Raw genomic sequence first — 24536 nt, 5'->3', positions numbered from 1 at the left:
TGCATTCTCTATAGTATAAGTAGAGGTTATGGTTGAAAAGGAAAGCCCGGTCTTTGCCGAGCGGTTCGATCAATGGACAATTCGTCCAACTTATATGAGCAAACCGTTATATTCAAAAAAAAGTACCCTTCACTTCTTGAAGAGTGCTACGTAAATGTATCCAATGTTCATCACAGTATACCATGGGAAAAAGCACTTCGCAATCAATCCGCTTAAGTAGTAATAATCAGTTTACTCACCAAAAAGCGAAAGCGGCTCGCCTAGACGCTGGAGCTAGACATCATCAAAAAGCCAATTTCCCACTCACCCGTGGTCAATCTTCCCGCATGAACCGAAGCACTTCATTGAACCAATTGTCACAGTCATCGCTGTAACAGATATGATGCTTCCCAACAGGTGATTTTATGAATTCCTTTTTTTCGGAGCCAAGTTTTTTTAACAAGTGCTCAGCGGTAGTAAACGGGACAATTCCATCTTTCTCACCTTGAACGATACATACAGGTGTTTTAATCAAACCATAATAAGGTTTGACGATGCTCACAATGCGTAAAAATTCGAAGACTGCACGCAACGGTGTGTGTGCAAGCTTATATTCATACAAATGATAAAATGTATTTGGTGGATATTTTTTCATAAGCGGTTTTGCCAACATGATTCTCATCTCTTTCAAAAGGATGCGTGGACTTATATATCTTGCCGCCGCGCTTAACAAGACAAGTTTGTCGATTTTATACCTCAGTCCAAGATACATCGCAATCAGTCCGCCCATCGAAAAGCCGACCACGATTACGCGGTCGACTTCTTTTTGCAGTCTTTTAAGTGCAAGTTCCGCTTCCATCAACCAGGAAGCAGCGGATCCTTTTTCAAGATTCAGCGTGATGCCATGGCCAGTCAATGTCGGTATAGCTAACTGCCAGTTCGTTTTCATTTTCAAGAAATTCACAAGCGGCCTTACTTCAAATGGACCGCCTGTAAAGCCATGTATGAATAGCACGCCCGTTTTCATTTCCCGGCTCCTTTACCCATCAGATCTTCTAGAATATATTCAAGTGCCATTCCCCGTGAACCTTTTAACAGTACAATCGAATCTACGCCAGTATATTCCCGGAGTGCGTTCACAATAGGAGTATAATCCTTTTCTGACCATAATAGCCGCGTTTCCATGCCACCGTTTTGCAATTTATCATGTAACCATTTCATACGCGGACCATAGAGTAGAATGCCTTCTAGCTTCATCGCAACCAGTTCATCGGCTAGATTTTCATGATAAACCTGCTCTTCGTCACCCAGTTCTAACATATCAGCAAGTACAACCCATTTTTCTTTACGTAATTCAGTATCCTCCATGAAAGCAAGTGCTGCACGCATTGATGTCGGTGCTGCGTTGTATGCGTCATTAATGAACAATGCACCATTATCGACACTAACCGGCTGCATACGCATATCCGTTAAGGACGCTTGGCGAAGTGATCCGCGGATGTCATCGACACTGATAGCTGCTTCATTTGCAATAAGAATTGCAGCCAGCGCATTTTTAACTTGATGCGCCCCGTATACAGGGATTGTGAATTCTCCGTCTAGTAAGCCAGTGACTGTAAAACGACTTCCTTCATCGCCAGATTCAATCTTTTCGAGTGACAACATCGTTTCTTTTTCATAGCCAAACGAAACAGCTTGAACTGCAGTAAGCTGATCAACAAGACCTTGTAGAAGCGGTTCGTCGCCGTCGTAAAATAGCTTGCCACCTTCTTGCAATCCATCGATAATTTCGAATTTCGCTTTGGCGATTCCTGCACGCGATCCAAGATCCTGCATATGCGCTTCTCCGATATTCGTAATCACAGCAAAATGTGGTTTCGCCAGTTTCGATAAAAAGGAAATTTCCCCGAACCCACTCATGCCCATTTCCAAGATTGCAAACTCGGTATCTTCCTCAAGCGACAATATCGTCAATGGTAAACCAAGTTCATTATTATAGTTCCCTTCCGTTTTTCGGACGTTGAAATACGGAGACAATACACTTGCAATTAAATCCTTTGTTGATGTTTTGCCATTCGACCCTGTAATGCCGACGACTTTACATTGAAGCATCCCCCGATAAATGCGTGCCATTTCCTGGAGCGCCAACTCGGGATTCTCGACGAAAATTAACGGCACATTTGCAGGTGGATCCGGTTCATCTTTCATCCATAAAGATGCGACAGCACCCTGTTTAATCGCTTGTTCCACATAATTGTGACCATTTACTTGTTCCCCACGAAAAGGGATAAATAGGTCCCCCGCCGATGCAGTTCTTGAATCAATGGACACACCCGTTGCGAATATGTCTTCTAAATTTTGGCCAGCCGCCTGTATCCAATCAGCGATTTCGCTTAACTTCCGTTTCACTTCAAATCACACTCAATCCATCGTATATTGTAATGTTTGCTTTTCCGCATGTCGTTCCAGTGCTAGTTCGATCAGCCCGTTGATTAATTCAGGATAAGCTACACCTGTTTTCTGCCATAGTAGCGGGAACATGCTTGTCGGTGTAAAACCTGGCATTGTATTCACTTCATTAATCAAGACTTCGTCGTCCGCAGTGACAAAAAAGTCTGCACGGACGAGTCCCGAACAGTCAAGCACTTTAAAGGCACGGACAGCCATGTCTTCCATTGTCTTTTTAACTTCCTCAGTTACTTGTGCAGGAATGGCCAGTGTTGTGTTGCCATCTGTATATTTCGCTTCATAATCGTAAAATGCCGCAACAGGTTTAATCTCCCCTGACACTGAGCATAGCGGTTCGTCGTTACCCATGACGCCCATTTCGATTTCACGTGCAGTTACGCCTTGTTCGACGATGATTTTCCGGTCGAATTTCAGGGCAATATCCACAGCTTCGATTAAACCTTTGCGGTCCGTTGCCATGCTTATACCCACACTGGAACCAAGATTCGCAGGTTTTACGAACATCGGCCAACCGAGCTCTGTTTCCATTTTGTCGACTAACTGTTGCTGTTCTTTGACCCATCCAGTACGGATAAAGTGTACATAAGGCACTTGTTTCAATCCTACTTGCGCGAATAACTGCTTCATGACGACTTTGTCCATTCCCGCTGACGATGCCAGTACACCATTACCGACGTAAGGGACATTCATCACCTCAAAGAACCCTTGAACCGTTCCATCTTCACCATTTGTTCCGTGCAAAAGTGGAAAAATGACGTCTGGAGCGCCCGTTCCTCCATTCAAGAAAGCATGTATACTATCTGGTTGACTGGAGCCATTCCCCTCAAGGCGAAGCTCTTCAATCGTTTTCGCAGAGCTTTCAAGTGATTCTCCTTTTCTCCACTCACCGTCGTACGTTATATAAATTGGAACTACTTCGTATTTATTAAAGTCCACCGCTTGTGTCACTGCACGTGCAGTCGACAGCGACACCTCATGCTCAGCTGATTTTCCACCGTAGACCAATCCTAGTTTTTTCTTCATATTTTCCCCTCACAATCTATTAGTTTCATTCCTTCAGTTTACCATGAACAGCTCACATTCATGATGATTTTATGTAAGATATTCAACCAAACAACTTAAGTCCCGTAACACCTGCAATGATGAAGGATAAAAACAGGAACTTTAGCGCACTTCGCTTTTCACGAAAAAAAACCATGCCAATTAGAACACTACCTGCTGCACCTATTCCCGCCCAAACGGCATACCCTGTTCCAACGGGTAAATCTTTTATAGCAACTGATAATAAAAAGAAACTGAGTGCTGCTGTTAGAACAGTCAATACTGTATATTTTTTATTTCGGAATCCTTCCGATAATTTCATCATAATAACGAACGCCACTTCGAATAGCCCCGCAATAATTAAGATTATCCAAGACACTATTTAGTCTCCCCCTGTCCATCAGCAAGTTTAAGTCCGACGATACCAACAAGCAGAAGTACTAGAAAAAACAGTTTACCAATACCTGCTCCTTCATTGAATAGGATAATACCGACAATTGCTGTTCCAGCCGCACCGATTCCTGTAAAAATGGCATACGCAGTACCAATGGGTATTTTCTCCATTGCTTTCGCGAACAGGAAAAAGCTAACTATGATGAAAACCAGCGTTACTATTGAAGGGAGAAGGACTGTAAAGCCCTGCGCTTCTTTTAATCCAATTGCCCAAATGATTTCAGTCATGCCTGCGATCAGTAAATAAATCCATGCCACAACGAAAATCTCCTCTCATATTCACACAGTTAAAATAGACCTTAAATTCCCCACAAGTTTAGCATGCCCATCTTTCAAGAGGCAACTTCGCGGTTGCCTTTACGTCCAATATGAGGAAATGCATACTCTACTCCGATGAGCTATACTTAAGAATGCTAGATTAGATGGAAAAACAGGTGATAATATGAAACAAAAAAACAAGCCTGCAGATCGTTTCGACTGGACACTAGCCTTTATTTTATTGCTATTTTGCATTATAAGCATATTTACAATTGCTTCCGCTCAAACATCCGGGCAGTATTCAATAAACTTCGTGCCATTACAAATCAGATGGTATATCGTAGGCGCATTCATCATTGCTATGGCTATGTATCTGGAACCTGAACAATATAAACAGATGGCATGGTACTTATACGGACTCGGAGTTTTTCTTCTCGTCTTCCTCTTTTTCGCCCCAGGAGGAGATGGACAAATTGCTGAAATGCGACTTGGCGCAAAAAGATGGCTTCATCTTCCGGCTATCGGAACAATTCAACCTTCTGAATTCATAAAAACATTTTTCATCCTAGGCATGGCGCGCATGGTGAGTTCTCATAATGAAAACTTTGTGGAAAGAACAATAAAAACGGATTTTCTTCTCCTTGGAAAGATTATGGTTGTTCTTCTCCTACCGCTCGCATTCATTGTGAAACAGCCTGACCTCGGAACTTCTTTAGTATTCATGGCAATTACGGTCGCCGTCATTGTCGTTGCAGGAATTTCATGGAGAATTCTATTACCACTTTTCGCAGGAACAGCCGCAATTGGTGGGGGATTATTATGGATGGCCCTCTATGCGCAAGATTTCATGGAAGACACACTCGGTTTTTCCCGCTACCAGTTTAAAAGAGTTTATTCGTGGCTCGATCCATATTCTTACCCTTCTGATGAGGGTTATAACCTACTAACCTCCATGACAGCTATCGGCTCAGGTGGTATTAACGGCAAAGGTTTTCAAAGTCGCGAAGTATACATTCCAGAAAATCATACCGATTTCATATTCAGTGTTATCGGAGAAGAATACGGCTTCATAGGCGCTAGTCTCGTGATTACATTGTTTTTCATCCTTATTTATCATTTGACGCGTGTTGCACTTGAACTAAAAGATCCATTTAGCGTGTATGTCTGTACAGGTATTATCGCCATGATTACGTTCCATGTCTTTGAAAACATAGGCATGACAATCCAGTTACTTCCGATTACCGGAATCCCCCTACCATTCATCAGTTACGGCGGGAGTTCGCTAATGAGTAATATGCTCGCAATCGGTTTAGTCTTCAGTATGAAATTCCATCATCGAACGTATTTGTTCGACTCTGATGATGAAGATTGATTAGCAGAGTTCATTAGACAATAGTAAAAAAAGAAAACATCGCAACTCCTTTCCGTTATACTAAGAAATGTAGAAAGTAATCCTATTTTAGTGAAATCAAGGTGACTATATATGAAAATACCTAATAAACCGGCAGATCGTTTTGACTGGACACTTGCATTTATCCTGCTGTTATTTTTCCTTGTCAGCTTGTTCGCGATCGCTTCGGCTCAGACGACTGGCCAATACACCATAAACTTCGTACCCTCGCAAATTCAATGGTACTTCATCGGATGTGTCATTATCGCGATTACGATGTTTTTAGAACCGGATCAATATAAGAAAGCTGCCTGGATTATTTACGGCGGCGGTGTATTTATTTTAGCCCTGCTAATTATTCTTCCGGATAGCATGGAGCTTGTGGCAAAAAGAAATGGTGCAAAAAGCTGGTTTCACCTCCCTGGGGTAGGAAGCATCCAACCCGCTGAGTTCATGAAGACATTTTTCATCATCGGCATGGCGCGCATGATTACGACGCATCACGAAAAGTTCGTTAAGAAAACATTGAAGACCGACTTTTTTTTACTCGGGAAAATAATTGCTGTTCTATTCTTGCCGTTGCTTTTCATCATGATGCAGACCGATCTTGGAACTGGACTTGTCTTCATAGCGATTACGGCAGCGTTCGTCGTTGTAGCAGGAATTACGTGGCGAATAATTTTGCCAGTATTTGTCGGGACCGCGACGATTGGAGCGACTTTGCTGTGGATGACACTCTATGCACAGGACTTCCTTCAAAACAAACTTGGTTTAAGACCATATATGTTTGAACGTATCTATTCATGGCTCGATCCTTATTCCTATTCTTCGAATGAAGGGCGTCACCTTATTACGTCACTCAATGCGATTGGCTCGGGTGAAGTTTTCGGAAAAGGTTATAAAGGCCGCGAAGTGTACGTCGCAGAAAGCCACACCGATTTCATCTTCACAACGATTGGGGAAGATTGGGGATTCATCGGCGCTAGCTTAGTTATTTGCTTGTACTTTTTCCTCATTTATCACTTGACGAAAATTACGCTTGAATTGAAAGATCCATTTAGTACGTATATATGCGCAGGTATTATTGCAATGATTACGTTCCATGTCTTTGAAAACATCGGGATGACGATTCAGCTACTCCCGATTACTGGCATCCCGCTGCCATTCATCAGTTATGGCGGTAGTTCACTTATGGGGAATATGCTCGCAATTGGATTAGTATTCAGTATGAAGTACCATCATAGGACGTACATGTTTAGTTCGGATGATGACGAATAAAGAAAAGCGGAAAGCGCCCGCTTAGACGCGACAGGCATAAGTCGATCTAGCGACGTGGCGCCCTTTGCCACATAGCTGAATTGCTTATGACCCGAGCGGCTGGCGCCCGGAGTCTAGACACCAAGACAAAAAAAGCTTCGACGGAAAAATCCGTCGAAGCTTTTTTTGTCTTGATACTATCACTTTCTTTATTGAGATTGAATTTGTGGGGCTTGTGCAAGTGGCGCGAGGGCTTTCAGCATTTCCAGACGGGATTTCGTCATCGTAGCCGAAACACCCAACTTCGCCAAGTTGGAGATGATTGTTTTCAAATCAACTTCTTTAGCCATCTTTTCCACCTCGACCTTTCTATTAGTTCTAGACGAATATGCATCAGTAAAGTTTCGTTCTACAGGTAAATGTCGTTCTATTTTGCTCATACTACAATTATACCACTCCTGTCCACTTTTAAATCTTTCATTATTGTTACAGTTATTAACTTTTTGTAAATGTTTCATACATCAAGGTAGGTAATTTGACAAAAAATCTATTTGCAGATGAATTTTCGGGGTAGCGTTGTTTACTTTGGACAAAACGTTGTTTACTTTCCGCTTAGTGTTATCAACTTCAGACAATACATTGTAAACCTACCACCTCCTCCCCTTTTCCATTGTCTGATTTACATACGAAGGGTAGAATGAATATATTGATTCAGTCGAAAGTGGGTTTGAATATGAAAAAAGCAATCCTTCTACTTATGTCCGTACAATTTTTTGTTTATCTTGGGTTTGGTATTATAATTCCAATTCTTCCTGAAGTTATCTTGCAGCAAGGATTATCTGAAGTACATGTTGGCGGATTACTGACCGTTTATGCACTAGCATCTTTCTTTACCGCGCCGCTATGGGGGGCTTTGTCAGACAGAACCGGAAGAAAAAAGCTCATTTTAATAGGACTAATTGGCTTCAGTCTTAGTTTCTTCCTATTTGCTTTGTTCATCGAGAACTTGCCGCTATTGTACGCGTCACGCGTTGTGGGAGGGATATTCTCTGGTGCACTTTACACCGCTGTTACTGGATTCGTTGCAGATATGACGGATGAAGAAAACCGTAATAAATATATGGGACTGCTTGGTATGTCAATTGGACTTGGTTTTATTTTCGGACCAGCAATCGGAGGTGTACTTGGTAATGTCAGTCTTCAATTACCATTCATTGCTTCAGGTACCTTGACAGTGCTCCTTATGATTTATGCAGGAATTATATTGAAGGAACCGGAACGACGTGGAGAGGCGAATAAACGTGCTCTCCTCCCAAAAGGTGGAGCTATGCTTTGGCAATATCGTATCCGTTATCTATTTCTATTCTCGTTCATGGTGACATTCCTTCTCGCCGGGCTTGAATCTACGTTCCAGCTGTTCCAAATCTCCAAAATTGAAATCACACCACTTCAGCTTGGTTACTTGTTTATGGCTAGTGGTTTCGTCGACGCGGCAATTCAAGGCGGCGTCGTTCGCCGTGTGAAAAACGGAACGGAAACGAAATGGATTATTGGGGCGCAGATCGTTACCGCACTTGGCCTGTTCCTTATTCCGTTTACATCAAGCCTTTTCTGGGCCGGTTTTGCGCTGAGTGTCTTCACTGCGGGGAACGCACTTGCCCGTACGGTACTCGTTTCATTAACAACAAAAGAGTCTGGCGGAAAATACGGAACGGCTGCTGGGATGACATATTCCATGGACAATATGGGGCGCATCATCGGTCCGCTGTTATTCACATGGATTTTCACGCAAGAAGCCGGCAATATGTACTTCATTTCCACAGTTCTTGCAGTTCTATCTATCGGGCTAATCTTCGCCTTTAGGAAGTCTGCTAAATCGTTGCGGAATTTGGAAGCAACGCTGAATAACTAATACGAATAGTAAAGACCACCTTTCTAAAATTGAAGACAGGTGGTCTTTGCTATTTCACATTAAAAATGTTGCTAATAATTATTCTGAAATAACCTCTGATTCCTTCACATTTGAATTTCCGAGTTCCGGATGAGCTTTAATCATGACTGATGGCCGTGCCAACACGAGAATAACCCCAATTAGTATTAGACTCGAAACAATGAGAATCCATTGTGCCGGGAATATATCATATAAGAACCCGTAGATAACTACTCCAAGGGGCATAAGGGCCATCGACATTGTTTCCAGGATTGAAAATACGCGCCCTTTATAATCATCGTCAATCATTTTCTGCATCATTACTTGCATGGGCGTATTTACTATAATTATTGTTGCTCCGAAGCTAAACATGACGAATGCATAAAACCCAAACATAAAATTATAGTGCATAGGTATTAAAAGAGGGATTGCTACGCTTCCCATTACGGCACCCATTCCGAGAATGCCTCGTTTTGAGACAAGCAACGGATACTTCACTTCTTTGCGCATCGTCAGATAGATTGACAATAGTAGCATCCCCACCGCAAATGCACCTTCCGTCAATCCAAAATGTGTCGATACCATCTTCATCTTTTCAATAAGAATGAAGGAATAACCGACTTGGAATGCACCAAATAGAAAGTTGATGAATAAAGCAATCCAAATCAATGTCATCAGAATTGGTTGTAATTTTAAATAGGCTAATCCAGCCTTCATACTTTGCATCATCGATTCCTTCGGTTCCCCATCGACTGGTTCTTTACGTTTCGCAAATAACTTGAAATTCATCGTTGATTCTAGAAATACTCCAATAATCGAAGCAGTCATATACATTACGAGAAATACCGGCATCGAGACTGTTCCATACAATAAACCACCTACCGCCGGGCTTCCGATTGCCGCAAATGAAATGGACATTTGGTTCAGAGACATAGCTTTTTGAATTCGTCCTTCATCAACAAGTCCAGTAATAGAAGAGCTGAACGTTACGCCCGAAAATGTTGATGTGATTGATAAAACAACAGTTGTCGTATAGATTGCAATTAAAGACAATCCAGAAGTCAGACTTACAATCAAGAGCCCCCCGATTGCAAGAGTTGAAGCAACTTGAGCGGTAATAATGATTGTCTTTCTTGAATACCGATCAGCCGCATAGCCTGCAAAAGGAGCAACGAGTGCCCGTGGTAAAAGGTTGCAAATAAGGTTCGTCGCAAAACTTGTTGCAGATCCAGTTAGTTGTAAAATGTAAAAACTAATAGCGAATGCATATACCTGTGCCCCGAACGAAGAAATGAGCTTACTGATTGTGAACGTCCACAGATGATAAGTGGCTTTTTTAAGCTTTAAAACCTCTCGCATACAAACACTCCCGTCCGAATTGTTTAATTTCATTAAACGAATAATAACATGATAAACACTTCCATTACAAGTTAAAGTTTAATATAATTAAACTACGTAATTAAAACAGTGGAGGTGTGACCTATCGAAACGTTAGGTGAGCGAATACGCAAATTACGAAAACAACGGAAATTGACGTTGGAGGCTTTAGCGGGTGATGAGCTAACAAAAGGCATGCTCAGTCTCATCGAGAATAACAAGGCGAATCCTTCGATGGAAAGCCTGTCTTATATAGCAGAAAGACTCGGTGTAGAAGTGGTGGAGTTATTGGAAGAAGTAAGCACATATGAACTAAGAGCACTGCTTGAGAAAGCGGAGATTCTATATAATACCGAATTTGATGTACGGACTGATGAATACACTCAGCTCATCACGCTAGTTGAGCCCTATGTCCCAAAATTGACACAAGGTTATGAATCAGCGCGCCTATTGGAAATATATAGTCGCTGTATTTATTATGAAAAAAAGAGTGGATGGCAAGTATTTTCCGATCGAGCTGCAACAATGTATGATCTGATGAACATTATTCCGAGGCGCGCAAGCATAGGAATATTCCGGGCATTTGTCAAATTTACCGAGCATAACTATGCACAATCACTAAGTACTTTGCTCCACGAACGTTCCGAAATCGAAGCTCGAAATGCATTTATCGATCCGATGACACGGCTTGACCTCGATTATATGGAAGCTGTTCTCCTTTTTGCAGTAGGAGATTCCGAGTCTGCCATACGAGTCATGAAAAGCGGTATTGAATTCTCAAGGCAGGAGCGGGTGTTTTATCGTATCGACCACTTATATAGGCTAGCAACCGCTCATGCAATTATGGAGGAAGATGAAGATCAATACGCTTATTATTTAAAGAAATTAACCCAATACGGGGATTTCACGGAAGATAAAGAAGCAATATTTTTCACGAAGTTTGCGGAAGTCCATTATTTAAATTCTTTCAAAAAGTCCTACAAGGAAGCGCAAGAACAATGGGATCAGTTCTTAGATAAAGGTAAGTATTCTAATGACTACAGTCCCTTTATTAATCTAGAAAAAGGAAAATCCTTTTTCGGATTAAATGAATTTGAACATGCACTCGTGGCCCTCGAAAAAGTGAAGATTGCAGACTATACCCATCATCCATTCGACTTGTCGATTTTTTATGAAAAGGATGCATATAAAGCACTTTGCTACATGGAATTGGGCAATCTTATTGAAGCGAGACGCCTTGCAGGGCTCGCCATGCAGAACATTTCAGTGATGCCCCGTACGCCTTATAAAGATTTCATTTTGGAGACATATGAATTGTTAACAAAATAAAAATACCGCAAAAGACAATCGCGTCTTCTGCGGTATTTTTTGTTTTATGATTGGTCTGAAGTGATATATGATCGGTCGAGAAAATTTATGCTCGATTGCAGCGTTATACGATCGGTCAAGCAAATTTATGCTCGATTGCAGTGTTATATGATCGGTCAAGCAAGTTTATGATCGATTGCACGATTATATGATCGGTCAAGCAAATTTATGCTCGATTGCAGTGTTATATGATCGGTCAAACACACTTTATGATCGATTGACAACTTATACTTCAGCCGTCTGCTTATCAAGCGGAGCGTTGTACATGTCTTTATCCAATTCACCCGTTACACGTGCAGTCGTAACACCCGCCGTCATGGATCCACTGACGTTTAATGCTGTACGGCCCATGTCGATGAGCGGTTCTACTGAAATCAGCAGTCCTGCTAATACAATCGGCAGGTCCAGTGCTGATAGAACAAGAATCGCAGCGAATGTTGCTCCGCCACCAACTCCAGCAACTCCGAATGAGCTGATTGCCACGATAGCGATCAATGTAACAAGGAATGTTGGTTCAAGTGGGTTCTGTCCTACTGAAGGTGCAATCATCACTGCAAGCATCGCAGGGTAGATTCCAGCACAACCATTTTGACCGATTGACAGGCCGAATGATCCGGCAAAGTTGGCAATACCATCAGGCACGCCGAGACGATTCGTCTGTGTATCAATGTTTAGTGGAAGCGCCCCTGCACTCGATCTTGAGGAGAAGGCAAATATCAATACTTCCCCTGCTTTTTTCACGTAAGTGATTGGGTTTAATCCCGATAGCGTAATAATGATTAAGTGAATGCCGAACATGATTAAAATCGCTACATACGAAGCAAGTACAAACTTGCCTAGACTATAGATAGCCGCAAAGTCAGACGTCGCTACGGTGGTTGCAATAATCGCTAAAATACCGTACGGAGTCAAGCGCAAGACAATCTTTACAACACCCATGATCAGAGAATAGATTGCATCGATTCCCTTTTTCACTGTAGCTGCATTTTTTTCATCTCTTCTTGTAAGTGTCAAATACGCAAATCCAAGGAATGCCGCAAAGATGACAACCCCAATTGTTGAAGTTGGTCGTGCACCTGTGAAGTCAAGAAACGGATTCGCAGGCAATAAGTCTATTAACTGATCAGGCAACGGACGGTCCGCGACTCCTTCCGATCGTTCTTCAATAGAAACACCGCGTGCAAGCTCAGCTTCCCCCTGCACTATTTCCTTCGCATCAAGGCCGAAAAGAAGTGTAACAGAAATCCCGATAACCGCGGCGATTGCAGTTGTTCCAATAAGAAGTCCTAATATCAATCCCGCCATCTTACCAAAATTCTTGCCGATTGTTATTTTCGTGAATGCCCCAAGAATTGAAATGAAAACGAGTGGCATAACAATCATCTGAAGTAATTTAACATAACCTGTTCCTATCAAGTTAAACCACGGCATAGACTCCTGCAATACTGTTGAATCTGTACCGTATGCGAAGTGTAAAATAAGTCCGTATGCGATTCCGAGACCCAGCCCGGTGAAAACACGTTTTGAAAACGAAACCTTTTTGCGATGCATACTATATAGTATACCGACGAGCAAGAGCAACCCGGCAATGTTTAAAATAAGTAATAATGTATTCACTTTTCTTCCTCCTAAGTTTTAGATAGCGTGTAGCATAAAGCACACTTTAAACCATTAATGTCTATCAGTCAAGTAGGTTTTATCTTAACTTCCACTGTTACTTCTTTTTTCTAAGTCTTCCGTTATACTAGTAAGATAAGCATTATATGTAAAGGAGGCCGCTTATGACTCAACTAATCAGCATCTCGGTTACGGCAGTTTTTATTTTGAATATATTTCTTGCGATTGCCCTTATTTTTCTAGAAAGAAGAGACCCAACCTCAACTTGGGCATGGCTCCTCGTCATATTTTTCATTCCATTTTTCGGTTTCTTTATTTACCTTTTACTCGGCAGGCAACTGAGGGAAAAACACCTTTTCCGGTGGGAAGGACGGAGTAAAATTGGTATCGATCAATTGATTGATTATCAAATTGAAGCAATAGAAGAAGATACCCTCGAATTTAGGCTAGATGATACAGCTCACTACAAGGATATGATTTACCTTCATCTTAGAAATAACCACGCTGTCTTGACGCAAGACAATGACGTTCAGGTTTTCAACGATGGCGCAGCTAAATTTGATGCACTTATCCATGACCTCGAGCAAGCAAAGGATCATATTCATTTTCAAACTTACATTTTCAAATTGGATACCCTGGGGACTAGGATACTAAACGTTTTAATACGAAAAGCGAAGCAAGGCGTAAAAGTGCGTGTACTCTTCGATGATATCGGTTCACGAGGGCTCCGCAAGAGACATCTGAAGGAACTGATTGATAATGGAGGAGATGTTGAAGCGTTTTTCCCAGCTACTATGCCGCTTATCAATCCTCGAATGAATTTCAGGAACCATCGTAAAATCGTTGTTATCGACGGGCGAATTGGTTATGTTGGCGGATTCAACGTAGGCGATGAGTACTTGGGGCTGAACAAGAAGTTTGGCTATTGGCGCGATACACATCTGCGGATTGAAGGAAGTGCGGTACACCCGCTTCAGACGAGGTTTATATTGGACTGGAACCAAGCATCTGAAAAAAATGATATCGAATATGCAGAGCACTTCTTCCCTGCTATCCCTCGTAAAGGTTCCGTCGGGATGCAGATTGTGTCGAGTGGACCCGACTCAGAATGGGAGCAGATTAAAGACGGTTATTTGAAAATGATTTTCATAGCGAAGAAATATATTTATATTCAAACGCCTTATTTCATCCCAGATATCAGCTTCTTGGACGCGCTACGCATTGCATGTCTCTCTGGAATCGATGTGCGGATAATGATTCCGAACAAGCCTGACCACATGTTTGTATACTGGGCAACCTATTCAAATGTTGGTAAATTATTAAAAGCAGGAGCAAAAGTTTATATTTATGAAAATGGCTTCCTGCATACCAAGCAAATTGTCGTTGATGATGAACTTTCAACTGTCGGAACTGCCAATATCGATGTCCGCAGCTTCAAATTGAATTTTGAAGTCAACGCCTTCATTTATGATCGTGAAAAATCACATGAATTAGCTGAGCTTTTCGAACAGGATATGCAATTATCGACTGAATTAACCTATGAAATGTATTTGGAACGTTCTCGTCTCATTAAATTAAAAGAATCAGTTTCAAGACTACTTTCACCAATTTTATGATATAAGAAAGGCTTAATACGCCCGCTAGACGCGACAGGCATAAGTCGAGCGGCTGGCGCCTGAAGCTAGACACTAAGAAAAGCGCAAGATGTCTGGAGTCTAAATACCGACCTAAATACTTTCTTTTCATAGAACAAAAGGGACGCACCGCTAAAACGGTACGTCCCTTTTGTTCTATGAAAATATGAGTCACTTATGTGTTTATTGGACCCCTAAATATTCTTCTAACGTAAGATTTTTCTTGAAAATTTCGTCCGCAATTTCAAGACCAACATAACGGAAATGCCAAGATTCATGCATATATCCTGTAATCTGTTCTTTCCCCACTGGATAGCGCATAACGAAGCCGAATCGGTGAGCGTTTGCTGCCACCCATTTTCCTGCTTCCGTTTCCCCAAATGATGATGAAGCAAAGTGCTGTTCGAAATTCACTTCACCAATATCGAATGCCAGCCCTGTTTGATGTTCCGAATAACCCGGGCGTGCACTATAGGTATCAGCCGCTTTCTCACCATCACGAGCAACATATCTCTCGTAAAGTGTCGTCTGGTATTCAAACGAGCGATAGGTGCTGAATGCATTGAGATTAAAACCTGTAAGTTTCGCTTCTGCCGCCATTCTTTCAAATGCGCCACGCGCTTTTTTGTCTTCTCCAGGTGCGTATGTTGCCGGAAGAGGATACTTTTTATTGGCGAGTAAAATCCCTTTTACAAACTTCGGTTCTTTAGGAAGCGTCTGACCTTCGATATATCCTCCGTTGTCAATCGCTGAATTCGGCTTCACTTCAGTACCAGATCCTGCACCGTTGTTTTTTGTTGGTTTGGATGGAGATTCAGGCGTAACCTCCTGCACTTTCCCGGGTTCGTCCTCTTCTTTCGTTTCATCAGCATCGGGTTGCTCTACAAGGTCAGGGAGTTCGGTTGGTTCTGTTTCGTGGGCTGCGTCCTCATCCCCATTTGCAACAGACATACCAATGACTTCCTGCCCTTTTTTAATACTTTTTTCTACATCCCAGTCATTCATTCCAAGTCCAATTAGGAGTCCTGTCATAATGAAGCCGGAAATAATTAAAGTGATTGTTAAAGCTTTACCCTTTTTTTTCTTATTGGTATAGTTGTTTTTTCGTTTCATCAATAAGCCTACCTTCTCAATATATATGTATAGTCTACCATCATTTTTCTTTGTGGTCTGCGTATGCTATCATTTAATTTCACGATTATTGAATAGTTTGCAAGGGAGCGATAGGATGAAGAACCAAAGATGGCTTTCGATGAGTTTTTTCGCTTTTTTCTTTACTTGGGGCGTATTTCTTCCCTATTGGACTGGCTGGCTAACAATTGAAAAAGGTTTATCCGTAACAGCAGCAAGTTTTATTATGGGTGCTGGAATGATTGCACGATCGTTATCCACATTCCTTATCTTCCCGTATCTGACTCGAAAAATATCCATGATCCGTGTGATGAAATGGATTTCACTTACAGCACTTATTTTAACGCTCCTCTATTTACCAGACTCACCTTTCATCGTACTTCTTATTATTACCGTTCTATTCAGTGCAATCTATCCGATGATATTGCCTGCCGTCGAAAGCGGCGCGTCTATTTTAATGCAGATAGAAGGAATTCATTACGGAAAGAGCCGATCGTTCGGATCAATTGGCTACACTATTGCTTTGTTATTAATCGGAGCAGCTACAGCTATTTGGACTGAGCAAGCAATCCTTTACATAATGATTGTTGGGTTAACTATCTTAACATTATTTTTCATGCGACCAGCACCAAAAGCTTTACAATTAAATCCAGTTCATGATGACACTACTAAACAAGCCATCAATTTCAAATCGCTCTTGACGTCCAAAGAATTTGCAATCATCTTGCTACTCGCCATCCTTTTACAAGGGGCGCATGCGTCCTATTATAACTTCGGATTCATTTTCTTAGATAATCTTGGTGTTAATGGTCTTTATATCGGGATTATCTTGAATATAGCAGTGTTATTTGAAATATTGTTTTTTACACGTGCTGATCGATTGCTTGCAAACCTTAAAGTCTCCACGATGTTTCTCATAGCAGGAATCGGATCCACGGTAAGATGGATACTAATTGCTTTGTTTCCATACATATCTGTTTTCATCGGTACTCAAATACTCCATGCCTTGTCGTTTGGTGTAGCCCATTTTGCGTTCATAAAATTCATTTCTCAAAAACTGCCCCATGATCAACTTGCTACAGCACAAGGAATGTATGCAGCATTCGCGATGAGCCTGAGCACCGCAATCCTGACATTTTTAGGTGGTTACTTATATGACGTTTCACCACGACTCGCATTTCTCGGTATGATTATTTGTTCTATTCCAGCTATCATCATCGTGCTGATGACTAGAAAGAAATATGCCTATTAATAGAATAGACGCTTACCGGAAATTTCAGTTCCCGGTAAGCGTCTTTTCTTTACCTATATGTGTTGAAATAAAGAATCCTACCAACAACGCTAGGGGACGCCTTCGCTGGAGATTATATAGAATCACTCATTCAACATATATAGTTAATCATATGTTCAACTTACCTAACAATATTAAATATGAGCAACACTACAAAAGCGCCTCCGAAAAAAATAGACATCCATAACATCCATTTCGACTCGCGTACCATCCCCTGCTCACGAAATGATTTTGCCCGAGCCCCATTCGTCAATGAAAACAGAGCCACCATCGACAAAACAGCGTTGTTCAAGTCGAGCTTGATGATGAAATAGACCGAAGCTAATGCGGCTGCTACAATCCCGATTCCAAATAACCATTTAGTCTGCACATCGATAACCTCCTATGCCTTGTAATCTACATATGTTGACCATTATCTGATTCCTGTAATCTGACCAGAAAAAAGGCCGAAGATTTCTCTCCAGCCTACTTTCATTTATCGTCTTTAGTGTCTATCTTTTTTACTTCTTTTACTTCTTTTACTTCTTTTACTTCTTTTACTTCTTTTACTTCTTTTACTTCTTTTACTTCTTTTACTTCTTTTACTTCTTCAGCATTTATAACCTCTTCAGCATCTTCTACAACCAGTTCAGGATGCTTGTAATAGAACTTGCGGCCTAAGTACGTTTGGAAGATAAGGAGAAGTCCCCCAACTGCCCAGTAAAGGGGTAGTGCTGCCATCGCCTTGAATGAAATGAACATAATCATAACTGGCGATAAGTAAATAAATGCTTTCATCTGTTTCTTCTGCTGCTCCGGCATTGTCCATAGTGATACACGTGCTTGGACGAAGTAAACTGCACCAGCAAGAACCATCATAATCATATCCGGCTCTCCGAGATTAAACCAAAGAAACTCATGTGTTTGTACTTCAGTAGAATTGAGGATAGCAAAGTAGAGACCCATGATGATTGGCATCTGGATGACTAACGGAAGACAACCCATATTAAGTGGATTGACACCATGCTTCGAATAAAGTCCCATCATTTCTTGCTGAAGCTTCACTTGCTCATCTTTTTGTTCTTTTTCTTTTGCTTCTTTCAAACGCTTTTGAATGTCTTCCATCTCAGGGCGGAGCGCATCCATTTTAACTTTCATATTCTGTTGCGACTTATAGTTTTTCAGCATAAGCGGCATTAGGACCAACCGGATTAATACCGTAATGAGTATAATCGACAGGCCGTAATTCCCATTGAAGAAATCACTGAAAAAATGCAGTAACCAATCCATCGGCTTAACGAAAAGATTATAAAATGTACCTTCTTTGTTCTCGATGCCTGCACAACCGCTTAGAAAAACGGCAGTGGTCATTAACATCGTAACTAATCCAATTTTCTTCTTCATTAGATTCACCTTCACTATTTCAAACTATTAAAAAGTATACCTTACCTAGTCCTCAAATTACAACGATTGACCGTTCGGAAAATTTTTTCTTCCCCAGTAATGGAGTAACGAAAATAATCTCCTGTCAGATCTCTTCGGAATTGCCTAGGTGTTTGACCGGTTTATTTTTTATCTATGCGTGTGAAATAACTTTGATTACAAAATAGAATCGTTCAGATATATCAGGAATTTTATTTTCAGGAAAACATAGGTAGTATTGAGATTCTTCCAGAGCACAAAATTTTCGTATGTACTTCATAAATTTCATTCTGTTCCGTCTTCACGAGTAGAATCCTGGAGGAGCTTCTGGGTTGTTGCCTGTCGTATATATTTTTCATTCTTCCCTCAATACCAAAATGCAAGAATCCCTAACATAATTTAATAAAAAAAACACTTCCATGTAGGAAGTGTTTTTGGTATCGTACTACATTTTTATTTGATGGATTGTTCCGCGCCTGATTCGTTTTGTTCTTTTTTATGGTAGAGTCCATCTGTTTCAGGAGTCATCTTCACATCATCTTCAATTTCTTGGTTATAATAATGGACGCTTGTTTGAGCACCTTCACTTACCATTTTGTTATCTTGAAGATCATATGGATCCGAATGACCGACTTTAGTTTCGGGAGATCTGTTCAATTTTTGTGATTCGATGAATGAATCAACTTTTGTTTTCATATTACTAAAAGCCACTTGTGCCTTATCCCTATTTTCTTTTTTACTAAAGTAGGCATAAGCCCCCGCCGCCATCGTTGCAAGTAATAAATTATTATTTCGTTTACGACCCATTAAAATCATTCCTCCCAGATTTAATGAAAAATGTATTATACAGATAGTATACCCTCATCTGCCAGTTTAGAAACTTTCATTTTCATACGATCGATAAAATCATATCCACATGCGGAATTCCACCATCTTCATAAGGCTCCGAAATTGCATTAAATCCATGCTTCTCATAAAATCCAACAAGATGATGCTGGGCCTGCAATCGAATTTTTTCAGGTTTCCAACGATTCTTCGTAAAGTCAACGCTTCGTTCCATAAGAATATGTGCAAGCCCTGTGCCCCTTTTGTCCTCTCTGATGATGACCCGACCAATAGATGGCTCCATATACTTCACACTAGCCGGAAGTAGCCGTGCATAAGCGGCTAGTCCTTCCTCATCGCTACAGAATATATGAATTGCATCGTAATCATGACCATCAACTTCATGATACGCGCAATTTTGCTCCACGATGAATACATCAACACGTAACTTCAACATTTCATATACTTCATGACCGCTTAATTCCCCAAATTCGTTATAAGTCCACTTCATCCAGCATCTCTCCCATATATATCATTTTCATTACATTGGTAGTTTTCATCCAAGTTATTTGTTATGATTACAAAAAGAAATGCAGAGGTGACAGTGCAATGATCCGACTAATGACTGCCATGGATAGTATGCACGTTCAACAGATTGTTTTTAAGACTTGGAACGAAACCTATAAAGATATTATTCCAGCAGAAATCCAAAAGAAATTTATCAATCGCTCCTACTCAGAAGCGATGCTATTGAAGCGCATGGAGAAAACGTATGTGCTAGTAGCCGAATGTGAAGGTATTCCTATCGGTTTTTCCAGTTTCACGAAAAAAGATGAAGATGGCGATTCTGAATTGACTGCTATGTATATTTTACCATCGCATCAGAAAATGGGCTATGGTAAAAAGTTAGTTGAATACTCTCTGTCGTTACTTTCAGACGCACAGAAATTATTTGTTTATGTAGACGAACGCAATACGGTTGGACGAGCCTTTTATGAGAAACAAGGCTTTGAGTTACTTGATGTCTTTGAAGAATATTTCGAGGGTTACCCTGTAGTAACAGCCCAATATGTATTTTGTATTCATTCCCCAGCACTTGCCTTGTACTAAAAAACCAAAAACCCTTTCCTCCAATTGGAGGAAAGGGTTTTTTTACATTATTATAAAGGTCTCATTGTTCCATCATACTTATCATCCACGACCTGCGACTCCTGTGTTAGTGGTGGTTTCTTGGTAAAACAAAGGATCCCAGCAATGTACAGAAGAATCGAAGTCAACGAAATAATCCCAGCAGTCAAACCGGCGATAATGAACATGATCCCGGCAAGCTTAGGATTTTTATTGTTCCAAATGTTCACGATTCCAATTACCGTCAAAATCAAGCTGACAATTAAGCTGATGATAATTAACCACATAAACCCACCTACGATTCCAAATACTCCATAGATAATTTCGATTTGATCAGGCGTTAATGTCGGATCTGCCAACAGTATTTCAGCTTCGAACTCTTCTTTAATCAACGTGTCCGATTTCAAATAGTTAAATAAAGCCAGGGCTGCGAAACTGACAAAAACACCTATTGCCGTCAAGACGACACTTAAAATCGATAATACTTTTTCCGCTGTACGGCTCATGAAATACACCTCTCTCTTAATCTCTATATATGATTATACGTTCAACTGAAGGATAGGTTTCACTTTTTCAAACAATAACATGACAAAGATGTTTCATTAAATAGTGAACGGGTATTCTGTATATATGCAGGCATCATAGCTCAAATTAGGAAAGGGGACGATACAAATGGAGAAGAAACTGATTTTCAGTCAAGCCGACATGATGTATACTGTCGCCGGCGCTACTGTATTAACTAGTATAGTGTACTTAATTACTTTATTGTGAGGGATTTGAATGAATCGAATTTTACCGCGTGAAATATAAAAGGCAATCCTTAGTTTTATAACTAAATGGATTGCCTTTTATTATTTTTCACACTTTTACATCATCATAATCTTTGTAGCGTTCAAAAGCTGTTACAACATACGAGCAGACAGGCTCCATTTTTAACTCTTGTTCACGCGCATAACTCGCTGCACGGTCCAGTATTTTTTTTGCAACGCCTTGTCCTCGGAGTTCAGGTGAAACGAATGTATGATCCATCACCATCACATCCCCAAGAATTGTCCATGTAATTTCTGCAAGCATCGCTCCATTTTGTTCATAACGGAACGCGAATGCATCCCCGCCCAATTCAACAAATTCGAATTCCATCTAAACTACCCCTTTTCAATAAATTCTCCTTCATAATACAACATTTTACTTCCCGATTACTTAAACCAAGACTGAACGGATTCGAAAAGGTTCGCAAAGAACTCCTTCACACTTTCCCAAAAGCCAGGATCAATATCACCGAGTGTTTCTTTTATTTTCGATGTCATATCCGATAATTGCTCAGATAATTTATTGAAATCGATATCTAAATTTCTAATTCTGTCCATTAAGTCTATGAGCAATTGCCGATCCGCATCACTTAAATTAATATTAAGCTTTTTCATTTGCTCTGTGACAATTTTCTCAACCTCTTCTTTTGTCGCCGGATTTTTCTCTGCGATTTGCTTTTTAATTTCCGTTAGAAGCTCGGCTACTTTGTCACTATCGACACCGGGTTCTTTCGCAAACTTCGTCGCAAGATTCAATTCATCATTTGCGACATCAGTCCGCTCTGTATCAAGTTTCTCACCAGTCACTTCATAGGCTTTGTATATTCCAACTAACGCGGAATGGCCCGTCACTTTTTTCGGTGAGGCTACCTCGACAATTGCGTCTTCGATTCCGGCCGTTAACATTGCCGTTGCATAGATTTCTGGTGTCACCTGTGTAATATTATCCTGTGTAACAATCGTGATGACAAGCCCTTTGCCTTCTTCCTGCCTCGTGATTTTAGCTGAAGAATACATACGTGCCTTGCCATTGCCATCTTTAATATATTTCACAAGGTCACTGCCATCAACGGATATTTCTTCCACTTCCGCTTCTTGTGCAACGCCCAAACTATTCTTCACACTTTCTTTTTCTGCGTCTGATAAATCTGCACCGTAAACAACGATTGGTACACCTAGTTTTTCATTGATGACTGTATCTTCTGCATGTACGGTCGCCGGAACCGTGATTCCGATTACCAGTACAGCCGCCATCATTATTGTCAGTAGACGTTTCATGTTGATTCCCCCTCTTTCTAGGAATTAATACGATTCCCGGTTGATAAAGGTTCCCGAACTTCGGTATTATTTCAACAATGTCCATCCATCATTCTGTTCAATTCTGCCTTCTTTCATGAGTTTACCAAGTGCACGTTTGAATGATGCTTTACTCATATTGAACATTTCTTTTATCTCGTCAGGTGTTGATTTATCCGTGAAGGGCATACGTCCCTTAGCTTCATTCAAATAACGAAGGATTTTTTCAGCATCGTCTCCCTGACGCTCCTCTTTACGAGGCAACATCGATCCGTTCACTGTTCCATCTTCACGGACACCAATAATACGGACAGTCATTTCTTGGCCGAGACGAGGTTCACGTTCCTGTTCTGTATTGTGGATGAAAATACGGTAATTTTCAGGAATGCTAAGCATAAACGAACCAACTGGTAACAAGCGATACGCTCTTGCCTTCAAGTCCATGTTAAAGACGGAAGTAGGCGCTTCAATGATTTGTTCTAATACGCGTTCTTCTGTAGCAAGTCGGCCGAAAATAGTACCGCCCAAATCCATTCGAAGCGTCATATACAATGCATCGTCTACCTTCGGCCATAGAGCCCGCACTTTAGGCATATCATTTTTATTCACAAGCACTTCGATTGAAGAACCGATATCAACATAAACACCTTCATGGTCATCCACACGTATTACACGTGCCCAGCCAAATGTCTCAGCTGTCATGTGTGGAATCTGCATCGTCGCAGAAAGCTCTCCGCGTCTATTCATGTAAAGGAAAACTTTTACTTTATCTCCTTCTTGAATGTTTTCGTCTGCATCAGATGCATTCAACATAATATGTTCTTGTTCGCTATCGCCACCCAATATCCATCTTGAACCGTCTTGCTCCAACACTTCTAACTCCACCGCATAACCTGATTTTAGTTGTTCCATTATTTATCTACCTCTTTCTCCTGATCCATTACACGTAATTTTCTAACAAATTCTTCGTCTTGTCCCATCGCTTCGACCAGATCAGTTATTCGATCCATCGCATTCCAGCTTAGGTGATGTTCAATTCCTTCCACGTCCCCATAAATATTTTCTTCATCGACTCCAATAATGCGAAGAAACTGTTCAAGGAGATCATGACGTCGAACAAGTTTTTTTCCGAACGAAAACCCTTTTCCTGTCAATTCGAGACCTTTGTAGCGTTCATAAACAATATAGCCTTCCTTGTCGAGACGCTGAGCCATTTTTGTAACGGATGAAGGGAGAACCGCCAAGGATTCAGCTACATCCGATACACGTGCAACGCCTTTCGCTTCGATATGCAAATAAATCTGTTCAAGATAATCTTCCATACCTGGTGTTGCCAACTGTACCGCCTCCAGTATGTATACCCAGTCTCATTCCCAATCACTACTTTTCAAACGTCCCTAGTTTAACTTTTAATTGGCGGGGGTAAAGATAGAATACATCAGTAAAGGGGGAATTCACATGGGTCGAATTATATGGTTACTCATTGTAGCATTATTCGTGTTTTGGTTGTTAGGTCTCGTATTCAAGATTGGCGGAGGACTAATTCACATTCTTCTAGTCATCGCGGTTATTGCATTTATTTTCAATCTTATTTCCGGAAAACGAAGCGTGTAACGAAAGGGATGTCGACATTAGTCGGCATCCCTTTTTTAGTGTCTAGCTTCAGCGGCCAGACGCTCGGGTCATAAGCCAGACCAGCTAGGAAGGATTGAACTGCATCCTTCCCGGGTAAAGAACACCGCGTCGCCGGTCCGTCTTATGCCTGTCGCGTCTATGCGGGCCGCTTCCGCTTTTCTTGTCTAGCTACAGGCGCCAGCCCCTCGAGTCGCTTCATTCTTTCAGATAAAGGCAAAGTACGCCTTTTTCTGAAAGACCTCCAGCG

25 protein-coding genes and 1 pseudogene are annotated in these 24536 nt (G+C 41.1%); 8 read left to right on the top strand and 18 right to left on the bottom strand.

Translation table 11 applies throughout. The annotated features are described in order from the left end of the window. Positions 1-313: 313 nt before the first annotated feature. The 5 genes from AZE41_RS02555 to AZE41_RS02535 all read right to left on the bottom strand — a co-directional run bounded on the left by AZE41_RS02555 (position 314) and on the right by AZE41_RS02535 (position 4200). Entirely contained in the window at positions 314-1006 is a 693-nt protein-coding gene (locus AZE41_RS02555; RefSeq protein ID WP_067205289.1) for an alpha/beta hydrolase, read from the bottom strand. Then, positions 1003-2388: a UDP-N-acetylmuramoyl-tripeptide--D-alanyl-D-alanine ligase gene (locus tag AZE41_RS02550; protein ID WP_067205286.1), complete on the bottom strand. Its 1386-nt coding sequence runs from the start codon at positions 2386-2388 to the stop codon at positions 1003-1005. Before AZE41_RS02550 ends, AZE41_RS02555 begins: the two co-directional genes overlap by 4 nt. Positions 2389-2400: 12 nt before the next feature. Further along, entirely contained in the window at positions 2401-3471 is a 1071-nt protein-coding gene (locus AZE41_RS02545) for a D-alanine--D-alanine ligase (protein ID WP_067205284.1), read from the bottom strand. An 82-nt stretch (positions 3472-3553) separates the two neighbouring features. After that, entirely contained in the window at positions 3554-3868 is a 315-nt protein-coding gene (locus tag AZE41_RS02540) for a DMT family transporter (protein ID WP_067205281.1), read from the bottom strand. Further along, positions 3868-4200 carry a DMT family transporter gene (locus AZE41_RS02535; RefSeq protein WP_067205278.1) on the bottom strand — a complete coding sequence of 111 codons (333 nt, stop codon included), beginning with the start codon at positions 4198-4200 and terminating at the stop codon, positions 3868-3870. The genes AZE41_RS02540 and AZE41_RS02535 overlap by 1 nt, the downstream gene beginning before the upstream one ends. A gap of 184 nt (positions 4201-4384) precedes the next feature. Between AZE41_RS02535 and AZE41_RS02530 the strand changes: the two genes are divergently transcribed. After that, positions 4385-5572: an FtsW/RodA/SpoVE family cell cycle protein gene (locus tag AZE41_RS02530; protein WP_067205275.1), complete on the top strand. Its 1188-nt coding sequence runs from the start codon at positions 4385-4387 to the stop codon at positions 5570-5572. Positions 5573-5683: 111 nt separating this feature from the next. Continuing rightward, positions 5684-6868, top strand: coding sequence for an FtsW/RodA/SpoVE family cell cycle protein (locus tag AZE41_RS02525; protein ID WP_067205272.1), 1185 nt, complete (start codon positions 5684-5686; stop codon positions 6866-6868). 188 nt (positions 6869-7056) lie between these two features. On the opposite strand, the gene AZE41_RS22995 is transcribed toward AZE41_RS02525, so the two are convergent. Beyond that, positions 7057-7197: an Lmo0850 family protein gene (locus AZE41_RS22995; protein ID WP_186672238.1), complete on the bottom strand. Its 141-nt coding sequence runs from the start codon at positions 7195-7197 to the stop codon at positions 7057-7059. Positions 7198-7580: 383 nt separating this feature from the next. On the opposite strand from AZE41_RS22995, the gene AZE41_RS02520 reads away from it, so the two are divergent. After that, positions 7581-8759, top strand: coding sequence for an MFS transporter (locus AZE41_RS02520; protein ID WP_067205270.1), 1179 nt, complete (start codon positions 7581-7583; stop codon positions 8757-8759). Positions 8760-8837: 78 nt separating this feature from the next. On the opposite strand, the gene AZE41_RS02515 is transcribed toward AZE41_RS02520, so the two are convergent. Beyond that, the gene (locus AZE41_RS02515; protein ID WP_067205266.1) at positions 8838-10136 is read right to left on the bottom strand and encodes an MFS transporter; all 1299 of its coding nucleotides are present in this window, start codon (positions 10134-10136) and stop codon (positions 8838-8840) included. Between the two features lie 123 nt (positions 10137-10259). Between AZE41_RS02515 and AZE41_RS02510 the strand changes: the two genes are divergently transcribed. Beyond that, positions 10260-11483 (top strand): helix-turn-helix domain-containing protein, encoded by a 1224-nt coding sequence (locus tag AZE41_RS02510; RefSeq protein WP_067205264.1) that lies wholly within the window; start codon positions 10260-10262, stop codon positions 11481-11483. 264 nt (positions 11484-11747) lie between these two features. Here the strand turns inward: AZE41_RS02510 and AZE41_RS02505 are convergent, their stop codons facing one another. Continuing rightward, positions 11748-13073 carry an L-cystine transporter gene (locus tag AZE41_RS02505; protein WP_082786789.1) on the bottom strand — a complete coding sequence of 442 codons (1326 nt, stop codon included), beginning with the start codon at positions 13071-13073 and terminating at the stop codon, positions 11748-11750. Between the two features lie 230 nt (positions 13074-13303). Here AZE41_RS02505 and cls point away from each other — a divergent pair, with 230 nt between their 5' ends. Next, positions 13304-14755: a cardiolipin synthase gene (gene cls, locus AZE41_RS02500; RefSeq protein ID WP_067205257.1), complete on the top strand. Its 1452-nt coding sequence runs from the start codon at positions 13304-13306 to the stop codon at positions 14753-14755. Positions 14756-14956: 201 nt separating this feature from the next. Here cls and AZE41_RS02495 read toward each other — a convergent pair whose 3' ends face one another. After that, positions 14957-15886, bottom strand: a complete 930-nt coding sequence (locus AZE41_RS02495; protein ID WP_067213811.1) for a M15 family metallopeptidase — start codon at positions 15884-15886, stop codon at positions 14957-14959. Between the two features lie 115 nt (positions 15887-16001). Between AZE41_RS02495 and AZE41_RS02490 the strand changes: the two genes are divergently transcribed. Then, a complete protein-coding gene (locus AZE41_RS02490) occupies positions 16002-17156 on the top strand; it encodes an MFS transporter (protein WP_067205255.1) in 1155 nt (384 codons plus the stop codon). Positions 17157-17316: 160 nt separating this feature from the next. On the opposite strand, the gene AZE41_RS02485 is transcribed toward AZE41_RS02490, so the two are convergent. The 4 genes and pseudogenes from AZE41_RS02485 to AZE41_RS02470 form a co-directional block, all read right to left on the bottom strand. Next, the gene (locus tag AZE41_RS02485; RefSeq protein ID WP_067205252.1) at positions 17317-17565 is read right to left on the bottom strand and encodes a hypothetical protein; all 249 of its coding nucleotides are present in this window, start codon (positions 17563-17565) and stop codon (positions 17317-17319) included. Between the two features lie 245 nt (positions 17566-17810). Next, positions 17811-18578, bottom strand: a pseudogene (gene yidC / locus AZE41_RS02480) (membrane protein insertase YidC); the annotation flags it as partial. Positions 18579-19049: 471 nt separating this feature from the next. Continuing rightward, on the bottom strand, positions 19050-19403 hold the full coding sequence (locus AZE41_RS02475; protein ID WP_067205246.1) for a hypothetical protein: 354 nt from the start codon (positions 19401-19403) through the stop codon (positions 19050-19052). Positions 19404-19485: 82 nt separating this feature from the next. Further along, positions 19486-19932, bottom strand: a complete 447-nt coding sequence (locus tag AZE41_RS02470) for a GNAT family N-acetyltransferase (RefSeq protein WP_067205244.1) — start codon at positions 19930-19932, stop codon at positions 19486-19488. 98 nt (positions 19933-20030) lie between these two features. On the opposite strand from AZE41_RS02470, the gene AZE41_RS02465 reads away from it, so the two are divergent. Then, positions 20031-20531 (top strand): GNAT family N-acetyltransferase, encoded by a 501-nt coding sequence (locus AZE41_RS02465; protein WP_067205242.1) that lies wholly within the window; start codon positions 20031-20033, stop codon positions 20529-20531. 50 nt (positions 20532-20581) lie between these two features. On the opposite strand, the gene AZE41_RS02460 is transcribed toward AZE41_RS02465, so the two are convergent. From AZE41_RS02460 to mntR, 5 genes are all read right to left on the bottom strand, one after another. Then, positions 20582-21055 carry a DUF4064 domain-containing protein gene (locus AZE41_RS02460; RefSeq protein WP_067205239.1) on the bottom strand — a complete coding sequence of 158 codons (474 nt, stop codon included), beginning with the start codon at positions 21053-21055 and terminating at the stop codon, positions 20582-20584. Between the two features lie 352 nt (positions 21056-21407). Beyond that, positions 21408-21689 carry a GNAT family N-acetyltransferase gene (locus AZE41_RS02455; protein ID WP_067205236.1) on the bottom strand — a complete coding sequence of 94 codons (282 nt, stop codon included), beginning with the start codon at positions 21687-21689 and terminating at the stop codon, positions 21408-21410. Between the two features lie 56 nt (positions 21690-21745). Beyond that, positions 21746-22636 (bottom strand): DUF1002 domain-containing protein, encoded by an 891-nt coding sequence (locus tag AZE41_RS02450; RefSeq protein ID WP_067205234.1) that lies wholly within the window; start codon positions 22634-22636, stop codon positions 21746-21748. Between the two features lie 66 nt (positions 22637-22702). After that, positions 22703-23566 carry a CvfB family protein gene (locus AZE41_RS02445; RefSeq protein WP_067205231.1) on the bottom strand — a complete coding sequence of 288 codons (864 nt, stop codon included), beginning with the start codon at positions 23564-23566 and terminating at the stop codon, positions 22703-22705. Next, positions 23566-23991, bottom strand: a complete 426-nt coding sequence (gene mntR, locus AZE41_RS02440; RefSeq protein WP_067205228.1) for a transcriptional regulator MntR — start codon at positions 23989-23991, stop codon at positions 23566-23568. The genes AZE41_RS02445 and mntR overlap by 1 nt, the downstream gene beginning before the upstream one ends. A gap of 121 nt (positions 23992-24112) precedes the next feature. Between mntR and AZE41_RS22480 the strand changes: the two genes are divergently transcribed. Then, positions 24113-24268, top strand: a complete 156-nt coding sequence (locus tag AZE41_RS22480; RefSeq protein ID WP_370569949.1) for a lmo0937 family membrane protein — start codon at positions 24113-24115, stop codon at positions 24266-24268. Positions 24269-24536: the final 268 nt, after the last annotated feature.

It is taken from the genome of Sporosarcina psychrophila (assembly GCF_001590685.1).
GTDB classification, from domain to species: domain Bacteria; phylum Bacillota; class Bacilli; order Bacillales_A; family Planococcaceae; genus Sporosarcina; species Sporosarcina psychrophila.
The sequence above is the reverse complement of the archived record's forward strand: the minus strand, read 5'-3'. Positions and strand labels throughout refer to the sequence as shown.

Excerpts from the sequence above, each read along its gene's own strand:
- AZE41_RS02555 (WP_067205289.1), bottom strand. The coding sequence starts at position 1,006 with ATGAAAACGGGCGTGCTATTCATACATGGCTTTACAGGCGGTCCATTT.
- AZE41_RS02545 (WP_067205284.1), bottom strand. The coding sequence starts at position 3,471 with ATGAAGAAAAAACTAGGATTGGTCTACGGTGGAAAATCAGCTGAGCAT.
- AZE41_RS02530 (WP_067205275.1), top strand. The coding sequence starts at position 4,385 with ATGAAACAAAAAAACAAGCCTGCAGATCGTTTCGACTGGACACTAGCC.
- AZE41_RS02525 (WP_067205272.1), top strand. The coding sequence starts at position 5,684 with ATGAAAATACCTAATAAACCGGCAGATCGTTTTGACTGGACACTTGCA.
- AZE41_RS22995 (WP_186672238.1), bottom strand. The coding sequence starts at position 7,197 with ATGGCTAAAGAAGTTGATTTGAAAACAATCATCTCCAACTTGGCGAAG.
- AZE41_RS02520 (WP_067205270.1), top strand. The coding sequence starts at position 7,581 with ATGAAAAAAGCAATCCTTCTACTTATGTCCGTACAATTTTTTGTTTAT.
- AZE41_RS02515 (WP_067205266.1), bottom strand. The coding sequence starts at position 10,136 with ATGCGAGAGGTTTTAAAGCTTAAAAAAGCCACTTATCATCTGTGGACG.
- AZE41_RS02505 (WP_082786789.1), bottom strand. The coding sequence starts at position 13,073 with ATGCATCGCAAAAAGGTTTCGTTTTCAAAACGTGTTTTCACCGGGCTG.
- cls (WP_067205257.1), top strand. The coding sequence starts at position 13,304 with ATGACTCAACTAATCAGCATCTCGGTTACGGCAGTTTTTATTTTGAAT.
- AZE41_RS02495 (WP_067213811.1), bottom strand. The coding sequence starts at position 15,886 with ATGAAACGAAAAAACAACTATACCAATAAGAAAAAAAAGGGTAAAGCT.
- AZE41_RS02490 (WP_067205255.1), top strand. The coding sequence starts at position 16,002 with ATGAAGAACCAAAGATGGCTTTCGATGAGTTTTTTCGCTTTTTTCTTT.
- AZE41_RS02475 (WP_067205246.1), bottom strand. The coding sequence starts at position 19,403 with ATGGGTCGTAAACGAAATAATAATTTATTACTTGCAACGATGGCGGCG.
- AZE41_RS02470 (WP_067205244.1), bottom strand. The coding sequence starts at position 19,932 with ATGAAGTGGACTTATAACGAATTTGGGGAATTAAGCGGTCATGAAGTA.
- AZE41_RS02465 (WP_067205242.1), top strand. The coding sequence starts at position 20,031 with ATGATCCGACTAATGACTGCCATGGATAGTATGCACGTTCAACAGATT.
- AZE41_RS02460 (WP_067205239.1), bottom strand. The coding sequence starts at position 21,055 with ATGAGCCGTACAGCGGAAAAAGTATTATCGATTTTAAGTGTCGTCTTG.
- AZE41_RS02455 (WP_067205236.1), bottom strand. The coding sequence starts at position 21,689 with ATGGAATTCGAATTTGTTGAATTGGGCGGGGATGCATTCGCGTTCCGT.
- AZE41_RS02450 (WP_067205234.1), bottom strand. The coding sequence starts at position 22,636 with ATGAAACGTCTACTGACAATAATGATGGCGGCTGTACTGGTAATCGGA.
- AZE41_RS02445 (WP_067205231.1), bottom strand. The coding sequence starts at position 23,566 with ATGGAACAACTAAAATCAGGTTATGCGGTGGAGTTAGAAGTGTTGGAG.
- AZE41_RS22480 (WP_370569949.1), top strand. The coding sequence starts at position 24,113 with ATGGGTCGAATTATATGGTTACTCATTGTAGCATTATTCGTGTTTTGG.